The sequence below is a fragment of the Nocardia sp. NPDC050799 genome (assembly GCF_040654015.1).
Classification (GTDB): Bacteria; Actinomycetota; Actinomycetes; order Mycobacteriales; family Mycobacteriaceae; genus Nocardia.
This window is the reverse complement of sequence record NZ_JBFAHF010000015.1, coordinates 87,316-105,498: the sequence shown is the minus strand read 5'-3', so window position 1 is coordinate 105,498 and position 18,183 is coordinate 87,316. Positions and strand designations below refer to the sequence as shown.

The 18,183-nt window shown below is 69.5% G+C and carries 16 protein-coding genes; 4 read left to right on the top strand and 12 right to left on the bottom strand.

The window, feature by feature from the left end; translation table 11 throughout:
* The first annotated feature begins 30 nt into the window (after positions 1–30).
* Positions 31–1,152 carry an alpha/beta fold hydrolase gene (locus AB0H42_RS17635; protein WP_357056810.1) on the top strand — a complete coding sequence of 374 codons (1,122 nt, stop codon included), beginning with the start codon at positions 31–33 and terminating at the stop codon, positions 1,150–1,152.
* Between the two features lie 37 nt (positions 1,153–1,189).
* On the opposite strand, the gene AB0H42_RS17630 is transcribed toward AB0H42_RS17635, so the two are convergent.
* The 11 genes from AB0H42_RS17630 to AB0H42_RS17580 all read right to left on the bottom strand — a co-directional run bounded on the left by AB0H42_RS17630 (position 1,190) and on the right by AB0H42_RS17580 (position 13,446).
* The gene (locus AB0H42_RS17630) at positions 1,190–1,750 is read right to left on the bottom strand and encodes a TetR/AcrR family transcriptional regulator (protein WP_357056807.1); all 561 of its coding nucleotides are present in this window, start codon (positions 1,748–1,750) and stop codon (positions 1,190–1,192) included.
* 367 nt (positions 1,751–2,117) lie between these two features.
* The gene (locus AB0H42_RS17625; RefSeq protein ID WP_357056804.1) at positions 2,118–2,837 is read right to left on the bottom strand and encodes a response regulator; all 720 of its coding nucleotides are present in this window, start codon (positions 2,835–2,837) and stop codon (positions 2,118–2,120) included.
* On the bottom strand, positions 2,837–5,383 hold the full coding sequence (locus tag AB0H42_RS17620; RefSeq protein ID WP_357056801.1) for a sensor histidine kinase KdpD: 2,547 nt from the start codon (positions 5,381–5,383) through the stop codon (positions 2,837–2,839). Before AB0H42_RS17620 ends, AB0H42_RS17625 begins: the two co-directional genes overlap by 1 nt.
* A 28-nt stretch (positions 5,384–5,411) precedes the next feature.
* Entirely contained in the window at positions 5,412–6,356 is a 945-nt protein-coding gene (locus AB0H42_RS17615) for a potassium-transporting ATPase subunit C (protein WP_357056798.1), read from the bottom strand.
* A 1-nt stretch (position 6,357) separates the two neighbouring features.
* Positions 6,358–8,505 (bottom strand): potassium-transporting ATPase subunit KdpB, encoded by a 2,148-nt coding sequence (gene kdpB / locus AB0H42_RS17610; RefSeq protein WP_357056796.1) that lies wholly within the window; start codon positions 8,503–8,505, stop codon positions 6,358–6,360.
* Positions 8,505–10,175 (bottom strand): potassium-transporting ATPase subunit KdpA, encoded by a 1,671-nt coding sequence (kdpA, locus tag AB0H42_RS17605; RefSeq protein ID WP_357056793.1) that lies wholly within the window; start codon positions 10,173–10,175, stop codon positions 8,505–8,507. The genes kdpB and kdpA overlap by 1 nt, the downstream gene beginning before the upstream one ends.
* The gene (locus AB0H42_RS17600; protein WP_157181736.1) at positions 10,176–10,265 is read right to left on the bottom strand and encodes a potassium-transporting ATPase subunit F; all 90 of its coding nucleotides are present in this window, start codon (positions 10,263–10,265) and stop codon (positions 10,176–10,178) included.
* Positions 10,262–10,723, bottom strand: coding sequence for a hypothetical protein (locus AB0H42_RS17595; RefSeq protein WP_357056789.1), 462 nt, complete (start codon positions 10,721–10,723; stop codon positions 10,262–10,264). Before AB0H42_RS17595 ends, AB0H42_RS17600 begins: the two co-directional genes overlap by 4 nt.
* Before the next feature lie 222 nt (positions 10,724–10,945).
* Positions 10,946–11,377 (bottom strand): PASTA domain-containing protein, encoded by a 432-nt coding sequence (locus AB0H42_RS17590; protein ID WP_357056787.1) that lies wholly within the window; start codon positions 11,375–11,377, stop codon positions 10,946–10,948.
* A gap of 174 nt (positions 11,378–11,551) precedes the next feature.
* Positions 11,552–12,877, bottom strand: coding sequence for a bifunctional o-acetylhomoserine/o-acetylserine sulfhydrylase (locus tag AB0H42_RS17585; RefSeq protein ID WP_357056784.1), 1,326 nt, complete (start codon positions 12,875–12,877; stop codon positions 11,552–11,554).
* Positions 12,878–13,101: 224 nt separating this feature from the next.
* Positions 13,102–13,446, bottom strand: a complete 345-nt coding sequence (locus AB0H42_RS17580) for a YnfA family protein (protein ID WP_357056781.1) — start codon at positions 13,444–13,446, stop codon at positions 13,102–13,104.
* Positions 13,447–13,556: 110 nt separating this feature from the next.
* On the opposite strand from AB0H42_RS17580, the gene AB0H42_RS17575 reads away from it, so the two are divergent.
* From AB0H42_RS17575 to AB0H42_RS17565, 3 genes are all read left to right on the top strand, one after another.
* Positions 13,557–14,780 (top strand): cytochrome P450, encoded by a 1,224-nt coding sequence (locus AB0H42_RS17575; RefSeq protein ID WP_357056778.1) that lies wholly within the window; start codon positions 13,557–13,559, stop codon positions 14,778–14,780.
* Positions 14,781–14,883: 103 nt separating this feature from the next.
* The gene (locus AB0H42_RS17570; protein WP_357056775.1) at positions 14,884–15,471 is read left to right on the top strand and encodes a TetR/AcrR family transcriptional regulator; all 588 of its coding nucleotides are present in this window, start codon (positions 14,884–14,886) and stop codon (positions 15,469–15,471) included.
* 71 nt (positions 15,472–15,542) lie between these two features.
* Positions 15,543–16,277 (top strand): maleylpyruvate isomerase family mycothiol-dependent enzyme, encoded by a 735-nt coding sequence (locus AB0H42_RS17565; protein WP_357056772.1) that lies wholly within the window; start codon positions 15,543–15,545, stop codon positions 16,275–16,277.
* Positions 16,278–16,432: 155 nt separating this feature from the next.
* Here AB0H42_RS17565 and AB0H42_RS17560 read toward each other — a convergent pair whose 3' ends face one another.
* Positions 16,433–18,163 (bottom strand): FUSC family protein, encoded by a 1,731-nt coding sequence (locus AB0H42_RS17560; protein ID WP_357056769.1) that lies wholly within the window; start codon positions 18,161–18,163, stop codon positions 16,433–16,435.
* Between the last annotated feature and the right edge of the window lie 20 nt (positions 18,164–18,183).

Sequence of the window (18,183 nt, the reverse complement as noted above, 5' to 3'; positions counted from 1 at the left end):
GAGCGGTGGTGAAGCGGGAGGACGCGAGTCATGGAAATCAGTGGGCCTGCCGATCGGCGCGAGGCGGTAGCGGTGCGGCGGCGTGAGGTCTCGTTCCCCTCTGGCCAGGACGAGTGCGCGGCATGGCTGTACACCGCACCCGAGCTGAACGGCCCGCGTCCGATGGTGATCATGGGGCACGGGCTCGGGGCGGTGCGGGAGATGCGCCTGGATGCCTACGCGGAACGGTTCGCCGACGCGGGGTGGTTGGTGCTGGTGTTCGACTACCGTCACCTCGGGGCCAGCGGTGGAGCGCCGCGCCAGCTCCTCGATATCGCCCGCCAACGCGCCGATTGGCATGCCGCCCTGGCCTTCGTACGCACACTACCGGAGGTCGATGTCGACCGGATCGCGTTGTGGGGCAGCTCGTTCGGCGGCGGACATGTCCTTCAGGTCGCCTCCGAAGACACCCGTATCGCGGCGGTCGTGGCCCAGTGCCCCTTCACCGACGGACCGGCGTCGTTGCGCTCGCGTCTACGGACCGGCCCGCTGAGCGCGGTAGCGCTGACAGTGGCCGGCATCCTCGACACGGTAGGTTCCTGGTTCGGCGCGAAGCCGATCCTGTTGCCGATGGCGGGGACGTCCTGGATGCCCGCGTTCGTCGCCTCACCCGACGCCCTCGCCGGCGCTTCCGCACTCCTGCCTGCGGGGACCCGGCTCTCGCGGCGCACCAGCGCGTTGTTGGAACGGCTGCCGTCGGTGCGGGCTCAGGTGTCGAAGAACATCGAGCTGACCGAGATCGACGGTGGGGAAGAACCGGTGATCGGTGTCGGTCGCGACAGCATATGGGGTGTATTGCGCGGCCCGGACGGTGAGTTCGATGCCGCCAACGCCCTGGCCGCACGGCTGGTGCTGCGCCTTCCGCTCGATCGGCCCGGTCGCGCGCTGGCTCGCTTCAGCACCCCGACGCTGCTGTGTGTCTGCGACAACGACGCGGCCGCGCCCGCGAAGACCACGAAGCGTCGCGCGCAGGGCCTGGCACACGTGCACGTCCAGAACTACCCGTGCGACCACTTCGACATCTACGTGGGCGAGCACTTCGAACGCGCTGTGCGTGACCAACTGTATTTCCTGACAACACAATTCGACTACACCGCACGCAACACGCAGTAGGTCGACCCGGGCTCGTGGACGTGCGCAGACCAGGCACTCAGCCGGCGGCTGCGGCGAGACTGCGAGCGCTGTTCAGCAATGTCTCGATCACCGCGCGCCGCTGAGCCTGATCCGTCGGATGCGTCAGCAAGCCCTCGACAACGAAAACGCCGATCGTGACCAGCGGATCCACATCGTCAACGGGCACGCCGAGCTCGATCAGCTCCGCTCGGAACAATTCCTCGGCCAGTGCGTGGAACTGCTCGTGCCATTCCTGAATGGACGCGGACTCCTCGGCGCGCGTGTGCACCGTGCTGACCAACCGGCCCAGTTGCTCCAATTCCTCGACCAGCCACAACAGCCGATCAGCCAGCCCCGAGCCCAGCACTTCGCCGTAGGAGGCCATCGAGTCGGCCAGGACCGCATCCAGGACCGCGATCAATACCGCGTCCTTGTCCTGGAAGTACCAGTACAGCGTGTTCGACACCACTCCGGCGTCGCGGGCGATCCGCGTCATCGACGCCGCGTCGTATCCCTCCTCGACGAACAACCGCCGGGCGGCCACCACGATCTCCGCACGCTTCTCTTCCCGATCCTGCGGACGTCTGTTGCGAGGCATCTCCAGTCCTGACCTAGTACCGGCCCCGATGCTATCTTGACCGGCCCCCAAGAACGGCCTCGGCAGGCGAACGGTCAAGCAAGCGGTCCAACGAACACCCTCAAATGCCGCAGATCGCGTATTCGGAGCACTGTCCGAGCGCCCTCGTTACCCCGGATAACGCGCTGTTATCCGGGGTAGTGCATCTGCCGACCTCCGGCTATAGCGCCCCAGCCGTGCGCGAAGTGGCCCCGTTATCGGGCCATGACCCATATCCGTTGCTTTTTCGGCGGTTACTACCGGGACCCCCACCCCTGCCGGGGCGCGGTGATCCCTTCGGTTTGCGTGGGCATCGGGCAGGTGCGGCCGGGCCGGAGCGGGCGCGCCGTTATTGCCGGAACCGGTGGCCCATACCCGTTTCGGTCAGCAGATGCCGCGGGTGGGACGGGTCGTCTTCGAGTTTGCGCCGCAACTGGGCCATATAGACGCGGAGATAGTGGGTTTCGGTCTGATACGCCGGCCCCCACACCTCGCGCAGCAGCTCGGTGCGGCCGACCAGTTTGCCGCGGTTGCGCACCAGCATCTCCAGCACCCCCCACTCGGTGGGTGTCAGATGTACCTCGGCGCCGCCCTTCACGACCTTCTTCGCCGACAGGTCGACAGTGAACGAATCGGTCACCACCACCGGTTCGTCGATTTCCGCCGAGGCCGCCGCTCGCCGCAGGGCGGCGCGCAAGCGGGCCAGGAACTCGTCCATGCCGAACGGTTTGGTGATGTAGTCGTCGGCGCCCGCGTCGAGCGCGTCCACCTTGTCGGCCGAATCGGTGCGGGCGGAGAGCACGATCACCGGCACCCGGGACCAGCCACGCAACCCGGCCAGCACCTCGATACCGTCGATATCGGGTAGCCCCAGATCGAGGACTATCACGTCGGGCCGGCGTTCGGTGGCCGCGCGGAGCGCGCCCGCGCCGGTGGACGCGGTGACCACCTCGTATCCGCGCACCGACAGGTTGATCCGCATGGCGCGCAGGATCTGTGGTTCGTCGTCCACCACGAGGACGGTCGTGTCCGCTCCCGGTCCGGCATCCTGCTCCGGGGGAGTCTTCATCACCGCACCTCCGTCGCCGGTCCGTCCGCGTCGACGTTACCGGGCGCGACCGCCAGGTCGACGGTGACCGTCAGTCCACCCCCGGGGGTGTCGGTGGCGGTGACGACGCCGCCCATGGCGACCGCGAACCCGCGCACCACCGAGAGCCCGAGCCCCAGACCGCTGGTGTTGTCCCGGTCGCCCAGCTGCTGGAACCGATCGAACACCCGCTCGGTATCGGTGCCCGGCAGACCGGGTCCGTGGTCGACCACCCGGATGATCACCCGCCCGTCGGCCGTGGTGGCGTCCACTTTCACCGGGGACTCCGCGCCGTAGCGCAGTGCGTTGTCGACCAGATTGGCCAGGACGCGCTCCAGCAGGTCGGCGTCGGCCCGGACCGCCATCGATCCCACCTGGACCGTTACCCGGTCGAGGGAACTGCGCCGGGCCCCGCGCGGGCTGACCCCCACGCTGACCAGCGCCCGGTGCACGACCTCGTCCAGGTAGACCGGCCGCATCCGCGGCCGCACCACCCCGGCGGCCAGCCGCGACGAATCGAGGAGATTGCCGACCAGTGAGGTGAGTTGGTCCGCCGATTCCTCCACCGTGGCCAGGAGTTCGGCACGGTCCTCGGGGGAGAACTCGACATCGTCGGAGCGCAGGCTCGACGCGGCGGCCTTCACCGCGGCCAGCGGCGTGCGCAGATCGTGGCTCACCGCGGAGAGCAGGTCACGCCGTAGCCGATCGGCCTCCGCGAGCGCGGCCGCCTGATTGGCCTCCGCGGCGAGCTGCTGCCGCTGCACCAGCCCCACGGCCTGGTTGGCGACCGCCTCCAGGACGCGCCGGTCCCGGGCGCGCAGGGTCGGACCGCCCAGCAGCAGCCAGTAGTCGCCGTCGCCCACCTCCACCGCGGTATCGGCGGTGTCGGCGCGTTCGGGTGGATCGGTGCCGACCGTGGCGATCACCCCGTCGGTGTGGTGCCGCAGGCTCACCGCCCGCTGGGCGTAGGTCCGGCGCAGGCGGTCCAGCAGCGCGGTCAGATCGGCGCCGCGCAGCACCGAACCCGCGAACAGTGTCAGCAGTTCGGCCTCCCGGGACGCCTGACCGGCCTGTTCGGCCCGCCGGGCGGCGGTATCGACAAGGATGGCCACCGCGACCGCGACGACCAGCAGCAGGACCGCGGGCAGGAAACTGTTCGGTTCCTGGATGGTGACGCTGTAGCGGGGATCGGTGAACAGGACATTGAGCAGCAGCCCGGCGAGCAGCGCGGCGGCGATCGCCGGCAGCACGCCCCCGAACAGCGCGACTGCCAGCACCGCGACGAAGTACAGCGCGCTCTCGCTCACCAGATCGAGGTAGCGGTCGAGCCAGGCCGCGAGCAGTGCCGAGATCGCCGAGGGCACCACGAACGCGGCGACCCAGGCGGCCGTGCGCCGTGACCGCGGCCGCGGCCGCCGCCGGCGGCGCCGCCGGCCCGCCGCCTCGTGGGTCACCATGTGCACATCGATCTTGCCGGAGCGCTGCACCACCTCCGCGCCGATGCCCTCGTCCACCATCCGCGCCCAGCGGGAGCGCCGGGAGGTGCCCAGTACCAGCTGGGTCGCGTTGACCGTGCGCGCGAAATCGAGCAGGGCGGCGGGGACCTCGTCACCGACCACCGTGTGCAGTTCGGCTCCCAGATGCGCGGCGAGTTCCCGGACCGCCGCCATCTGCGGCGCCGCCACACCGGTCAGCCCGTCGCCGCGGACCACATGCAGCACGAGAAGTTCGGCACTGGATTTGGCCGCGATCCGTGCGGCCCGCCGGACCAGCGTCTCCGATTCCCGGCCGCCGGTGACCGCCACGACCACTCGCTCCCGGGCCTCCCAGGTGTCGGTGATCCGGTGGTCGGCACGGTACTTGGCGAGGGCCGCGTCCACCTGGTCGGCCAGCCAGAGCAGCGCCAGTTCGCGCAGCGCGGTGAGGTTGCCGCGCCGGAAGTAGTGGGCGAGTGCGGCATCGGCCTTGTCGGGTGCGTAGACATTGCCGAGGCCGATCCGCCGCTGTAATGCTTCCGGGGCGATATCGACCAGTTCGATCTGGTCGGCCGCCCGGACCACCGAGTCCGGTACGGTCTCACGCTGGACGACGCCGGTGATCTGCTCGACCACATCGTTGAGGCCCTCCAGATGCTGGATGTTCACCGTCGAGACGACATCGATCCCGGCGGCCAGCAACTCCTGGACATCCTCGTAGCGCTTGCGGTTCCGGCTGCCCGGGGTGTTGGTGTGGGCCAGTTCGTCCACCAGCACCAGTTCGGGTTTCCGCCGCAGGACCGCGTCCACATCCAGCTCGTACTGCACCGTCCCGCGATAGGGGATCGCGATGCGGGGCAGTTGCTCGAGGCCCTCGAGCAGTTCCGCGGTCTGCGCGCGCCCGTGTGTCTCGACGATCGCGGCCACCACGTCCTGGCCGCGGCCGAGCCGGCGATGCGCCTCGCCGAGCATCGCATACGTTTTCCCGACCCCGGGGGCGGCGCCGAGATAGATGCGCAGCTCACCCGGTGTGCGGTCGTGTGTCGTGCTCACGTCGGCATCATGTCATCCCGCATCCGCATCACGCGCCGCCCGCGGCGGGAGCGGGATAGCGGCGGTCCAGGTCGAGGTTGAGTTCGAGCACGTTCACCCGGGGTTCGCCGAGGAATCCCAGTGCGCGGCCCGCGGTGTGCGCCGCCACGACCTCGCGCACCGCGGCCGGATCGGCGCCCCGCGCCGCGGCGACCCGGCGCACCTGGATATCGGCGTAGGCGGGGGAGATGTGCGGGTCCAGGCCACTACCGCTGCCGGTCACCGCGTCGGCGGGGACCGCCGGTTCGGCGGGGGCGTCCCCGGCGATCGGCACGATGCGCCCGGCCGAGTAGTCCTCGCCGTAGCGGGCACATTCGACCCGGACGCCCTGGTATTCGGCCACGAACACCACAGGAGCCGCACCCCGGCGGGTGGGGCAGGGTTCGTTCACGCTGACCACTCGTTCGGGTGTCACCGTGCCGTCGTGGTGGAAGGTGCCCAGCACGGCCAGTACCGCCCCGACACCTTCCGGAGTACAGAACGGCCGTGCCCCGTTCATGTTCTCCCGCGCGCCGATCTCCCGGCTACGAGTGCACACCTGTGTCAGCAGGCTCGGCGCGAAACCGGCTGTTTCCGGATCGCCGCCGGCCGCGCGCGACGCCGGGTCGGCGGGCGTGTCGACGACGTCCTCCGGGCCGAGATTGCCCGGGCCGGAGGCCAGCGCGTCGTAGCCGTCGCCGGCGGCGGAGGGCCGGCTCTGGAAGTACCAGGCGATCGGCTTTCCGTCCGCATCGGTGAACGATTGGCCGATCAGCGAACTGCCGGCGATACGGCCGTCGGTTTCGATGATCGAACCGTCGGCCTTGTCGCTCAGCCCGGGGAGCCGGCCTACCGCCCAGACGCCGGCCGGATAGAGCAGACCGGTCACCAGGGTCAGCACCAGCAGCGCGCGCAGTGCCGCCAGATGCTGCCGGATCAGATCGGAGAGAGACATATCAGGACATCCCGGGGAGGTATTGGACGAAGAGGTCGATGATTTTGATCCCGAGGAACGGCGCGATGACCCCGCCGAGCCCGTAGATCGACAGATTGCGGCTCAGCAGGCCGGCCGCGCTGCCGGGTGTGTACCGGACACCGCGCAGCGCCAGCGGGATGAGTGCCACGATGACCAGGGCGTTGAAGATCACCGCGGACAGGATCGCCGACTGCGGGCTGGTGAGCCGCATGATGTTCAGCAGGTCGAGTCCGGGGAAGAGGCCGACGAACAGCGCCGGGATGATCGCGAAATATTTGGCGATATCGTTGGCGATCGAGAAGGTCGTCAGTGCCCCGCGGGTGATGAGCAGCTGTTTGCCGATTTCCACGATCTCGATCAGCTTCGTCGGATCGGAATCCAGGTCCACCATGTTCCCGGCCTCTTTGGCCGCCGAGGTGCCGGTGTTCATGGCGACCCCGACATCGGCCTGGGCCAGGGCGGGCGCGTCGTTGGTCCCGTCGCCGGTCATGGCGACGAGCCGGCCGCCTGCCTGCTCACGTTTGATCAGCTCCAGTTTGTCTTCCGGCGTGGCCTCGGCCAGGAAGTCGTCCACGCCCGCCTCGTCCGCGATCGCCTCGGCGGTGCGGGGGTTGTCGCCGGTGATCATGACGGTGCGGATACCCATCCGGCGCATCTCGGCGAAACGCTCCCGCATGCCCTGCTTCACCACATCCTTGAGGTGGATGACGCCGAGCACCCGGGCGTCACCGTCGGCGATCTCGCCGACCACCAGGGGAGTGCCGCCCGCGGCCGAGATCCCGTCCACGATGGTGCCCAGTTCGGTGGGTACCGTGCCGCCGTGGCCGCGGATCCATTCGGCCACCGAATTGGCCGCGCCCTTGCGTAACTGGTGTCCGTCCACATCCACCCCGGACATCCGGGTCGCGGCGCTGAACGCGACCCACTGCGCGTGGGTGAGTTCGCCGGCAGTGCGCTCCCGCAGTCCGTACGCCTGTTTGGCGAACACCACGATCGACCGGCCCTCCGGGGTTTCGTCGGCGAGGCTGGAAAGTTGTGCGGCATCGGCCAGCCGATCGGCCGCGACCCCGGCGAGCGGGACGAAATCCGCGGCCTGCCGGTTGCCGAGCGTGATGGTCCCGGTCTTGTCCAGCAGCAGCGTGTTCACATCGCCGGCGGCCTCGACCGCGCGCCCCGACATGGCCAGCACATTGCGCTGCACCAGCCGGTCCATTCCTGCGATCCCGATAGCCGAGAGCAGTGCGCCGATGGTGGTCGGGATCAGGCATACCAGCAGCGAGACCAGCACTATCCCGGTGATTCCGTAGCTGCCCAGCGCCAGGCCGTCCGGCACGCCCGGGTTGTTGTCCCTGGAGTAGATCGCCAGCGGCTGCAGGGTGACCACCGCGACCACGAAGATGATGGTCAGGGCCGCCAACAGGATGTTGAGCGCGATCTCGTTCGGCGTCTTCTGCCGGGCCGCGCCCTCCACGAGGGCGATCATCTTGTCGATGAAGCTCTGGCCGGGCTCCTGGGTGATCCGGACGACGATCCGATCCGACAACACGGTGGTACCCCCGGTCACGGCCGACCGGTCGCCGCCGGATTCCCGGATGACCGGGGCGGATTCACCAGTGATGGCCGATTCGTCCACCGAGGCGATCCCCTCGACCACATCACCGTCGCCCGGGATGACCTGCCCGGCCTCCACCACCACATGATCGCCGCGCCGCAGCTCCGGCGCCGGGACCGGCTCCTCGGCACCGGCCGCGCGCGGTGACCAGTCGGGCAGCCGCCGGGCGACCGTATCGGCTTTGGCCTTGCGCAAGGTATCGGCCTGCGCTTTTCCGCGGCCCTCGGCGACCGCCTCGGCCAGGTTGGCGAACACCACGGTCAGCCACAACCAGGCCACGATCGCCCAGGCGAAGAAGCTGGGTTCGGCGATCGCGAGCGCGGTCGCCCAGACGGCGCCGATCTCCACGATGAACATCACCGGATTGCGCCACAGCGTCCGCGGATCCAGTTTGCGCACCGCCCGCGGTAGTGCGGTCGGCAGCATCTGTGGATCGAGCAGTCCGCCGCGTACCGGTTTCTTCCCGGACTGCGGCCCGACGGCGGAACCGGGGTGTTCGAGGGTGGGAGTGGACATCAGTGGAGCCCTTCGGCGAGTGGCCCGAGCGCCAGCGCGGGCAGGAAGGTGAGAGCGACCAGGATCACGGTCACACCGACGACGAGGCCGACGAACTGCGGTCGATGGGTCGGCAGGGTGCCCTCCGATACCGGGGTGGCACCCTGCCTGGCGAGTGAACCGGCCAGGGCCAGGGCCAGGATCATCGGTAGGAAGCGGCCGAACAGCATGGCCAGACCGAGCGCGGTATTGAACCATTCGGTGTTACCGGTCAGCCCGCCGAACGCCGAGCCGTTGTTGTTTCCGGCCGAGGTGAAGGCGTAGAGCACTTCCGACAGCCCGCGCGGCCCGGAGTTGAGCATGGACGCGCGCTGCCCGGGCAGGGCCATCGCGGCGGCGGTACCGGTCAGCACGATCACCGGCGTGACGAGGAAATAGCCGGCGGCGAGTTTGATCTCGCGGGGGGTGATCTTCTTACCGAGGTACTCCGGTGTGCGCCCGACCATCAGCCCGGCGACGAACACTGTGATCACCGCCAGGATCAGCATTCCGTACAGTCCCGACCCGACGCCGCCGGGCGCGACCTCACCCAACTGCATATTGAACATCAGCATCATGCCGCCGAGGCCGGTGTAGGAATCGTGCGCCGAATCGACGGCGCCCGTGGAGGTCAGTGTGGTGGCCGCGGCGAAGGTCGCCGAATTCGCTACTCCGAAGCGCTGTTCGACACCCTCCGACGCTGCGCCTACCGCGGCCGGCACGGTGCCGTGGTGCCGGAGCTGGAAGAGGTTGACCAGACCGATGCTGAGCAGTGCCAGCACGGTCATGACCGCGGTGATGGCGAACCCTTGTTTCGGGCTGTTCACCATGCGGCCGAAGGTGCGCGGTAGCGAGAAGGCGATGACCATCAGCAGGAAGATCTCCAGCCAGTTCGTCCACGCGACCGGATTCTCGAAGGGATGCGCGGCGTTGGCGTTGAAGAACCCGCCACCGTTGGTGCCGAGATTCTTGATGGCCTCCTGACCGGCGACCGGTCCGCCGGGCAGGGTCTGAGTGGCTCCACCGAGGGTGGTCGCGACCTGATCGTGCAGGTGGAAATTCTGCACGACACCGCCGGCGATGAGCACCACGGCCGCCACACTCGCGATCGGGAGCAGGATACGCAGCGTGCCGCGCACCAGATCGACCCAGAAATTACCGAGTTCACCGGCCCGCGAGCGGGCGAAACCGCGGACGAACGCCATGGCTACGGCCATGCCGGCCGCGGCCGAGACGAAGTTCTGCACCGACAGGCCCGCCGCCTGGACCAGATGGCCGAGCGTGGATTCGCCCGCGTAGTTCTGCCAGTTGGTGTTGGTGACGAAACTGACGGCGGTGTTCCATGCCAGCGCCGCGGTCATGGGGGTGCCGGGGTCGGCGGGCACCAGTGGCAGCTTGTCCTGGACCAGTAGCAGGACGAACAGGAAGATCACGCTGATCGCGGAGAAGGCCAGGACGCTGCGGGCATACCCGCCCCAGGTCTGCTCACGGTCGGGGTCGGCGCCGATGATCCGGTAGATCCCCCGTTCGACGCGGGAGTGGCCGGTGCGGGTGTAGACGCGATACATGTAGTCCCCGAGGGGGACGTGCACCAGAGCCAGCGCGATCACCAGGGCGGCGACGAACAGCAGCCCGGCGGTGGTGGTACTCACTCAGAACCTCTCGGGGAACAGCAGGGCGGCCACCAGGAACGCGGTCACCAGAACGGCGAGGACCAGCCCGACGGCATTGACGATGTTCACAAGCGCTCCACCATTCGCTGCACGAATCCGAGCACACCGAACACCGCGACCGTGACCACGAGAAAGGCCAGGATCGACACTTTCGCCTCCGTTCCGAGAACCTGGGGCAGCGCGACGCGGCCGATCGGCCGCTGCTGCCGAACCGGATCGAAACTACGAGCCGCGCGGTACCCGGTCCGCGCCGTTGACGAGTCCTTTACGGGCCGCGTTTCCGCCTTGACGCCTTCCTTGCGCGTGCCGCCCGCCCGCTGTGATGTGCGTCGCCGCCGGTGGAAATACTGTTGTTTTCCGCCACGTGCATGGCCACCGTCGCCGACCGATCGATTCCTGTTACCCGGGAGCGATTGATCGCGGGTAGCGGGGCTGTGTGGAAAGTCTGTGCGCAGCTGTATCCGCGAACCCGCCCGCGACGCGGCGCCGAGGGCGCACGCTGTAGAGGAAGCGCAGGTGTTCGCCACGGCCGTCTGATCGGATCTGCCCCGGCACGGACAACGGAGGATCGCTCATGCACCCGTTCGCCTATGAACCGCTCGAACTCGTCCAGGCCGTCATCCTGGCCGTGCGGTGCGTCCTGCACGTGTATTCGTCGGGCACCCCGTGCGTACCCGTCTGATGGCGCCGGGAGCGCGGCGGGCCTGCCACTTCCGGCCGGGAAGCGGCAGGCCCGCGGAGCGACTTTCTCAGTAGCAATCGGTCGGTTCGCCCACCTTGACCACCGACAGCACCGCATCGCCTTCGCCGATCGGGGTGCCGGGCGCCGGTCTCTGCGCGACCACCACCCAGTTGCGGTCCACCACCTGCGACCGGCCCCGGCCGGTGGCGTCCTCGCTCCGGGAGTAGAAGACCCCGGCCGTCTGGATGAGGTCCTGTGCCGCCTGGAGGTTCATACAGACGACCGCGGGCATCGTTGCCTCGCGCGCGGTTTCCGCGACCGGGGGCGCCGTATCGGTTCCGGCCGATTGGGGCGCGGGCGCGGTGAGTGTGACGGTGGTGATCCGGACCGGAACCGCCGATGCGACAGCCGTGTACGACTCCGTATCCGGCTCGGGGGAACCGCAGGCGGCCAGTACCGCCGCGGCCGCCACGATCACGCACACGCAGAGTGTCTTCATGAGCATCCTCTCGACCTTCGATGAAGTGGTGTGGATCACTCGCAGATCGATCGGCTATCGATAGTTGTTACGCCGCGGCGTAAATCGGCGGCGCGGGCGTGGGGCCCGGAGAGCGCGGAAGGGCCGGACCCGCCGAGTGGCGGATCCGGCCCCGGAAAACTCGGGTCCCGCGAATTACACTGCGGCGGCGGCGAATCCGGCCCGCAGATCGGCGAGGATGTCCTCGATCCCCTCGATACCCACCGCCAGGCGCACCAGTCCCGGCGTGACACCCGAGCTGAGCTGCTCGTCCGGGGTCAGCTGGGAGTGGGTGGTCGAGGCGGGATGGATGACCAGCGAACGGACATCGCCGATATTGGCGACGTGGCTGTGCAGGGTCAGCGCGTCCACGAACTTCTTGCCCGCGTCGACACCGCCGGCCAGTTCGAAACCGACGACCGCGCCGGTGCCCTTGGGCGCCAACTGCTTACCCCGCTCGTACCAGGGGGAGGACGGCAGCCCCGCGTAGGAGACCGAGGTGACTTCCGGGCGCTCGGTAAGGAATTCGGCGACCGCCTGCGCGTTCTGGACGTGCCGTTCCACCCGCAGGCTCAATGTCTCCAGGCCCTGGCTGATCAGGAAAGCGTTGAACGGCGCGATCGCGGTACCGAGGTCGCGCAGCAACTGAACTCGCGCCTTGAGCGCGTAGGCCGGGGCGCCGAGGTCGGCGAACACGGCGCCGTGGTAGCTCGGATCGGGCTCGGTGAAACCCGGGAAGCGGGGGCCGTCGGCGCCGCGGACCGTCCAGTCGAAGGTGCCGCCGTCGACGATCACGCCCGCGATCGCGGCGCCGTGGCCGCCGAGGTACTTGGTCGCCGAGTGGACGACGATATCGGCGCCGTGTGCCAGGGGCTGGATCAGATAGGGGGTCGCGACCGTATTGTCGACGATCAACGGCAGGCCCGCGCCGTGCGCGACCTCGGCGATCCCGGGGATGTCGAAGATGTGGTTCTGCGGGTTGGACACCGTCTCGCCGTAGAAGGCCTTGGTGTTCGGCCGGATGGCGGTACGCCACTGGTCGAGATCGTCGGGATCCTCGACGAAGGAGACCTCGATACCCAGCTTGGGCAGCGTGTAGTGGAACAGGTTGTAGGTGCCGCCGTAGAGCCGGGGGCTGGAGACGATGTGGTCACCGGCGCCGGCGATGTTCAGGATCGCCAGGGTCTCCGCCGCCTGCCCCGAGGACACCAATAGTGCCGCGACCCCGCCTTCGAGCGCCGCGACCCGCTGTTCGACCGCGTCCTGGGTCGGGTTCATGATCCGGGTGTAGATATTGCCCGGCTCCGCCAGCCCGAACAGCGCCGCGGCGTGTGCCGTATCGCGGAAAGTGTAGGAGGTGGTCTGGTAGATCGGGAGGGCCCGGGCGTTGGTGCTCGTGTCGGGGTCCTGGCCGACGTGGATCTGCTTGGTCTCGAAGCTCCAACCGGCGGACGGGTCGGCCGGCGGGGTGGTTTCGGTCATCGCGGAGTTCTCCTGTAGGTGAGGAACGGGACGATCGCGCCGGACACAGCGAATTTGCCTCGGGCAGCACGCGTTTCCGGCCTGCCGCGGCCGGATGCGCCGCTGCGGCCCGTTCACGCTAGGGGTGGCCCTCGGGGAATGGCCACGGTTTTGTTCGCGCAGATTCCAATCATGCCGTGGTGGCGGGCCCCGCGCCATGCTTTCCGCCGTTCGGCCCGGTGCGCTCACCCGGCCGCCGCGCCGCGTGGTGCGTACATGATGATCGCGACCCCGGCCAGGCAGAACAGTGCCCCGGTGATATCCCAGCGGTCCGGCCGGAACCCGTCGAGCGCCATGGCCCACAGCAGCGAACCGGCGACGAACACCCCGCCGTACGCGGCGAGGATCCGGCCGAAGTTCGCGTCGGGTTGCGCAGTGGCGACAAATCCGTACAGCCCGAGCGCGATCACACCCGCGCCGATCCAGGCCCAGCCGCGATGTTCGCGCACGCCCTGCCACACCAGCCAGGCGCCGCCGATCTCGGCGAGGGCGGCCACGGCGAACAGCAGGATCGACCGGATAACGCTCATGCGGGCCGAGCCTACGAGACCCCCGCGTGCCGCGGGACGGGCACGGTTCGCCGGAGACCGGGTTCCGGCGAAAGCAAGACAAAACTGTAAATATGTCTTACAGTTGATACATGGTGGCAAATACGTATCGAGATCGGGCCCGGTTCGAATTGCGCTCCGGCGAAACCTGGCGCGAGCCGTGGACCATGTACGCGGCGCTGCGCGACCACGATCCGGTGCACCGTGTCGTCCCCGCCGACCACCCGGACAACGACTACTGGGTGCTCACCCGGCACGAACACGTGTACGCCGCCGCCCGGGACACCGGCACCTTCTCCTCGGGCGCGGGGCTGACGGTGGAATACGGTGAACTCGAACAGATCGGGCTCACCGGGAACCCGCCGATGGTGATGCAGGACCCGCCCGAGCACACCGAATTCCGCAAACTGGTCGCCCGCGGTTTCACCCCGCGTCAGGTCACCGAGGTGGAGCCGGTGGTGCGCCGGTTCGTCCGGGATCGGCTGGACCGGCTGGCCGCTCACGGCGGCGGCGATATCGTGGCCGAGGTGTTCAAACCGCTGCCGACCATGGTGGTCGCGCACTATCTCGGGGTTCCGGAGGAGGACCGCTCCCGTTTCGACGGCTGGACCGACGCGGTGGTCGCGGCCAGTACCCAGCGCACGGCGGACGCGCAGGCGGCGTCGATGGAGATGCTGGGTTATTTCGCCGATCTCATCAAGCGCCGGCGTACCGATCCGGGCGACGATACGGTGTCGCTGCTCGTCCAGGCCGGTATCGGCGCCGACGACGCCGATGTGGACGGTCTGGTCCAGATCCTGGCCTACACCTGGACCATGGTCGCCGGCGGTAACGACACCACCACGGGCCTGCTCGGGGGTGCGGTGCAGTTGTTGCAGCGCGACCCGCGGCAGCGCGCGGCGCTGGCCGCCGATCCGGCGGGCATCCGGGTCGCGGTCGAGGAGTTCGCCCGTCTCACCTCTCCCGTGCAGGGCCTGGCCCGGACCACGACTCGTCCGGTGGAGCTGGACGGCATGACGATTCCCGCGGGCCGTAAGGTGCTGCTCGTGTACGGCTCGGCGAATCGCGACGAACGGGTCTTCGGCGCCGATGCCGCCGAACTCGATATCGAGCGGGACCCGCAGCGCATCATGACCTTCGGGCACGGCCCGCATCACTGTCTGGGCGCGGCCGCGGCCCGGATGCAGGCACGGGTGGCGCTGGAGGAGCTGCTGGCGCGTTTCCCGGGCTACCACGTCGATATCGACGCGGTCACCTACGCGCCCGGACCGTACGTCCGGCGGCCGACCAGCGTTCCCTTCCGGTGCGCGGCGTGACCGATCGCCGCGATGACCCGCTGCCCCGGATCGGCGTCGTGGATGGTCCCCGCGCCCCGAACGGTGACCGGAGACCCGGTGCCGGGCTCGCCGGAGCCGCGCGATGACCGGTGACTGGTTGGCCGGCGGGCGGACCGAACTGGCCGCGGAACGGATTCTCGACGCGGTGCGTGCCCTGGTCATCGAGAAGGGCGCCGGGACGGTCGGCATGGCCGAGGTGGCCGAGGCGGCGGGCTGTTCGCGGGCGACCCTCTACCGCTACTTCGCCAACCGGCAGGCGTTGTATGTCGCCTTCGCCGGCCGGGAGGCCACCCAACTCCTCGCGCGGGTCTGGCGTGGCCGGGTGCCGGACGGCCCGGCCCGGGCCGAACTGCTGCTCGACGGACTGACCGCCACCCTTGCCGAGGCCCGCAAAACCCCGCATCTGGCTGTCTGGTTCGAACCCGCGAACGCGGGAATCGTGGCGCGGCTGTCGGATTCGTCAGAGGTGATCGACGAACTGGTCGCGGTCTTCATCACGCGACTGCGCCCGGACCTGTCCGCGGCGGCGGCGGATCGGCTGGGCCGGTGGGCGGTCCGGGTGATGATCTCCCTGCTGACCCTGCCACCCGCGACCGCGGACGAGGAGCGCGCCCTGCTGCGCGATTTCCTGCTCCCGTTCCTGCTGGGTACGGCTCCGGCGGCCCGGTAGCGCCCGGACGACCTGCGCCACCCCGGGCCGTTCCAGCGCGACGACGCGGCGTGGCGCGGTAGCTTTGCGCCATGGACGCGATCTCCGGTCTGGACTACCCGCTGCTGCTCGCCGATTTCCAGGGCGAATTCCTGGCGTCGATTCCGGATGCCGATCCGGTGGCGCAGATCCCGCACTGTGGTGACTGGACGGTCCGCGAACTCGTAGAGCACCTGGCCTTCGTCCATCACTGGGCCGCCGCGAACGCCCGCGCGGAGAAGGCCGAACCGCTGGGGGAGGGCCCGTTCGACCTCGCCGCCCACTACGCCGCCTGCGCGACCGAACTCCGCGAGACCCTGGCGGCCCTGGACCCGCGGGCCCAGGGCCGGATTCTCGCGCACCCCGAGCCCACGGCGCCGGGACCCGCATCGTTCTGGCGCCGCCGGCAGGTGCACGAAACGCTGATCCACGGGCACGATCTGCGGGCGGCGATCGCGGGGAAGGCGGCCCGCGGCTCGATCCGGGCGGTCCCCGAGGTGTGGGCGGATACGGTGGACGAGGTGGTGGAGGTGTTCTATCCGCGGCAGGTGGGGATGGGCAGGCTGGAGCCGCTCGAGGTGGCACTGCGGTTGGTGGCCACCGACCTCATCGACCCGGTCGAGTGGGTGCTCGGCGATTCGGAGTCCACGGCCGGCACCGTATCGGGGACGGCCGAAGGATTGGCACTGCTGCTGTGGGGCCGGGCGAGTGCGGACGAAGCGGGCGTCGATATCGCCGGCGACACCGGCCAGGTCGAGGAGATCCTCGGTCGGCCGATCGTGCCCTGACAGCCACCATGCCCCGATAGCCGGGCGATACCGCCGCCGCCGCGGCGGGCCACGCCCGGGACGGGGACCGGCTGGTGCCGCTTTCGGGTAGGTACGTTGCCCAGGTTCGCCGTAGGCGAAGGCGACGAACGAACTGGGGCTGTACGCGAACGCTGCTATCCCAGCTCGGCGAGACTGCGGGACCAGCGGCCCAGCTGCGCGGTATCCACCGGTTCGTACCGCGGGTCCTGCCGGGTCGCCGCGAGCACCTCGTGGCCGAGCCGCCGGATGCGCTGATGCCGGGTCCAATGCGCCCGCGTCCATTCCGGCTCGTTGTGGGCGGCGTCGATCGCGCCCAGAGTGGAACCCATCAGTTCGAATTCCAGCTCCCGCCGAGCGGCATCCTGCGGGTCCGGCGGTGTGCCCGCCCGGTGCGGTGGTGTCGTATGCGAGGAGTGCGCTCGACCTTCGCGTGGAGCCCGGCCCGGGGATATGCGGTGCAGGAGGTGACCGATGACCTCCAGCACCCGCTGATCGTTGCGCAACAGCACCCGCCGGTGGGCCCGCCGGTCGACCGCCCACAGCGCGGCCAACCCGACCACCACACCGATCACGCTCTCCAGCAGGCGGTCGCGCAGCACCGGGAACATATCGCCGTACTGTCCACCCCCACCCATCAGCAATGCCAGCGGCGTGATGAAGACGACCGCGAGCCCGTAATTCCGGGCGACGAACATCTCGATCGCGAATTGCAGGGCCATCAGGATCAGCACCAGCGCCCAGTTTCGGGGTTCCAGCGCGTAGAGCGCGGCGAACAGCACCAGTCCCAGCGCGGTACCGCCGATTCGATGGACCCCGCGGTAGGTGCCGCGTACCCGGTCCGGGCCCTGGTGCAGCAACACCGTGACCGTGAGGACCGCCCAGTCCGGGCGGCCGAGATCCAGCGCGACGGTCGAACAGCCGGCGAGGAGCGCGGCGACCCCGATCCGGTTCGCCGAGACCACCGCGTGGCTGTCCGGCGACAGCGACCGCAGGAGCCGGTAGCGCAGCGACGGCCGCGGTGTCGGTGCGGGTCGGCCGGTATCGAAGAGCAGATCCGATTCGTCGTCGGCGGTCCTGTTGCGGTGCAGCGCGTCGGCGAAGGTGCGCTGGGCGCCGGTGAGCGTGGCGGCGAGACCGCCGGCGCCGGTGCGCCGGGCGTCGTCGAGCAGTGCCCATGCCGTCTGTACCTTCATCGCGGTCGCGTAGCGCGCGTCCACCAGGCCCGCGGCCCCGGGGTTGAGGGCGGCGTAGTCGTCCACCGCGGCGACCGCGGCGGCCACCGCCCGCTCCTCCGGCGGATGGGCCCGCGTCAGCGTCGCCGACATACCGACCAGCAGGGCACTGACCCCGCCGAGGGCCGTCCACAGTGCCACCTGCCCGGGTGGGACGCCGTGTCCGGTGATCAGCGAACCGACCCCGGCGGCCAGGACGAAGAAGAACCCACCGGGCGGACCCAGCCGCAGCGCCGAGTTCACGAAGGTGCCGGTCACCGCGACCGCCGACATCAGCAGCACCAGGAGAAGCTGCCACCAGTGCGTGCCACCCGAGTCGAGCCGCTGGTGGATCAGTTCCCCGGTGAGGCCGCCGGCGACCGCCGAGAGGGTGAGCGCCAGCGCGGCCGCCCCGACGACCCGCCAGCGGCGCCGGTAGACCTGGCCTTCCCCGAAGATGACCGCCAGCGCGCCCGTCGCGGCCATCAAGCCCTGTTGTTCGTGCCCCAGGGCCACCGCGACCAGCGCCGGCGCACCGAATGCCAGGGCCGCGCGCGCCGCTCCGGGCAGTCGCCGCCCGGCGGGCGGCAGACCGAACAGCACCGAACGGGCCGGAGCCGGTGAGGGAAGCGTCGGTCCGTCCGGAGCCACCATTCACCCTCTCCTCACCTGGC

What these genes read in the sequence shown, in the direction of transcription:
- AB0H42_RS17635 (WP_357056810.1), top strand. Translation starts at nt 31, where the DNA reads ATGGAAATCAGTGGGCCTGCCGATCGGCGCGAGGCGGTAGCGGTGCGG.
- AB0H42_RS17630 (WP_357056807.1), bottom strand. Translation starts at nt 1,750, where the DNA reads ATGCCTCGCAACAGACGTCCGCAGGATCGGGAAGAGAAGCGTGCGGAG.
- AB0H42_RS17625 (WP_357056804.1), bottom strand. Translation starts at nt 2,837, where the DNA reads ATGAAGACTCCCCCGGAGCAGGATGCCGGACCGGGAGCGGACACGACC.
- AB0H42_RS17615 (WP_357056798.1), bottom strand. Translation starts at nt 6,356, where the DNA reads ATGTCTCTCTCCGATCTGATCCGGCAGCATCTGGCGGCACTGCGCGCG.
- kdpB (WP_357056796.1), bottom strand. Translation starts at nt 8,505, where the DNA reads ATGTCCACTCCCACCCTCGAACACCCCGGTTCCGCCGTCGGGCCGCAG.
- AB0H42_RS17590 (WP_357056787.1), bottom strand. Translation starts at nt 11,377, where the DNA reads ATGAAGACACTCTGCGTGTGCGTGATCGTGGCGGCCGCGGCGGTACTG.
- AB0H42_RS17585 (WP_357056784.1), bottom strand. Translation starts at nt 12,877, where the DNA reads ATGACCGAAACCACCCCGCCGGCCGACCCGTCCGCCGGTTGGAGCTTC.
- AB0H42_RS17580 (WP_357056781.1), bottom strand. Translation starts at nt 13,446, where the DNA reads ATGAGCGTTATCCGGTCGATCCTGCTGTTCGCCGTGGCCGCCCTCGCC.
- AB0H42_RS17575 (WP_357056778.1), top strand. Translation starts at nt 13,557, where the DNA reads ATGGTGGCAAATACGTATCGAGATCGGGCCCGGTTCGAATTGCGCTCC.
- AB0H42_RS17570 (WP_357056775.1), top strand. Translation starts at nt 14,884, where the DNA reads ATGACCGGTGACTGGTTGGCCGGCGGGCGGACCGAACTGGCCGCGGAA.
- AB0H42_RS17565 (WP_357056772.1), top strand. Translation starts at nt 15,543, where the DNA reads ATGGACGCGATCTCCGGTCTGGACTACCCGCTGCTGCTCGCCGATTTC.
- AB0H42_RS17560 (WP_357056769.1), bottom strand. Translation starts at nt 18,163, where the DNA reads ATGGTGGCTCCGGACGGACCGACGCTTCCCTCACCGGCTCCGGCCCGT.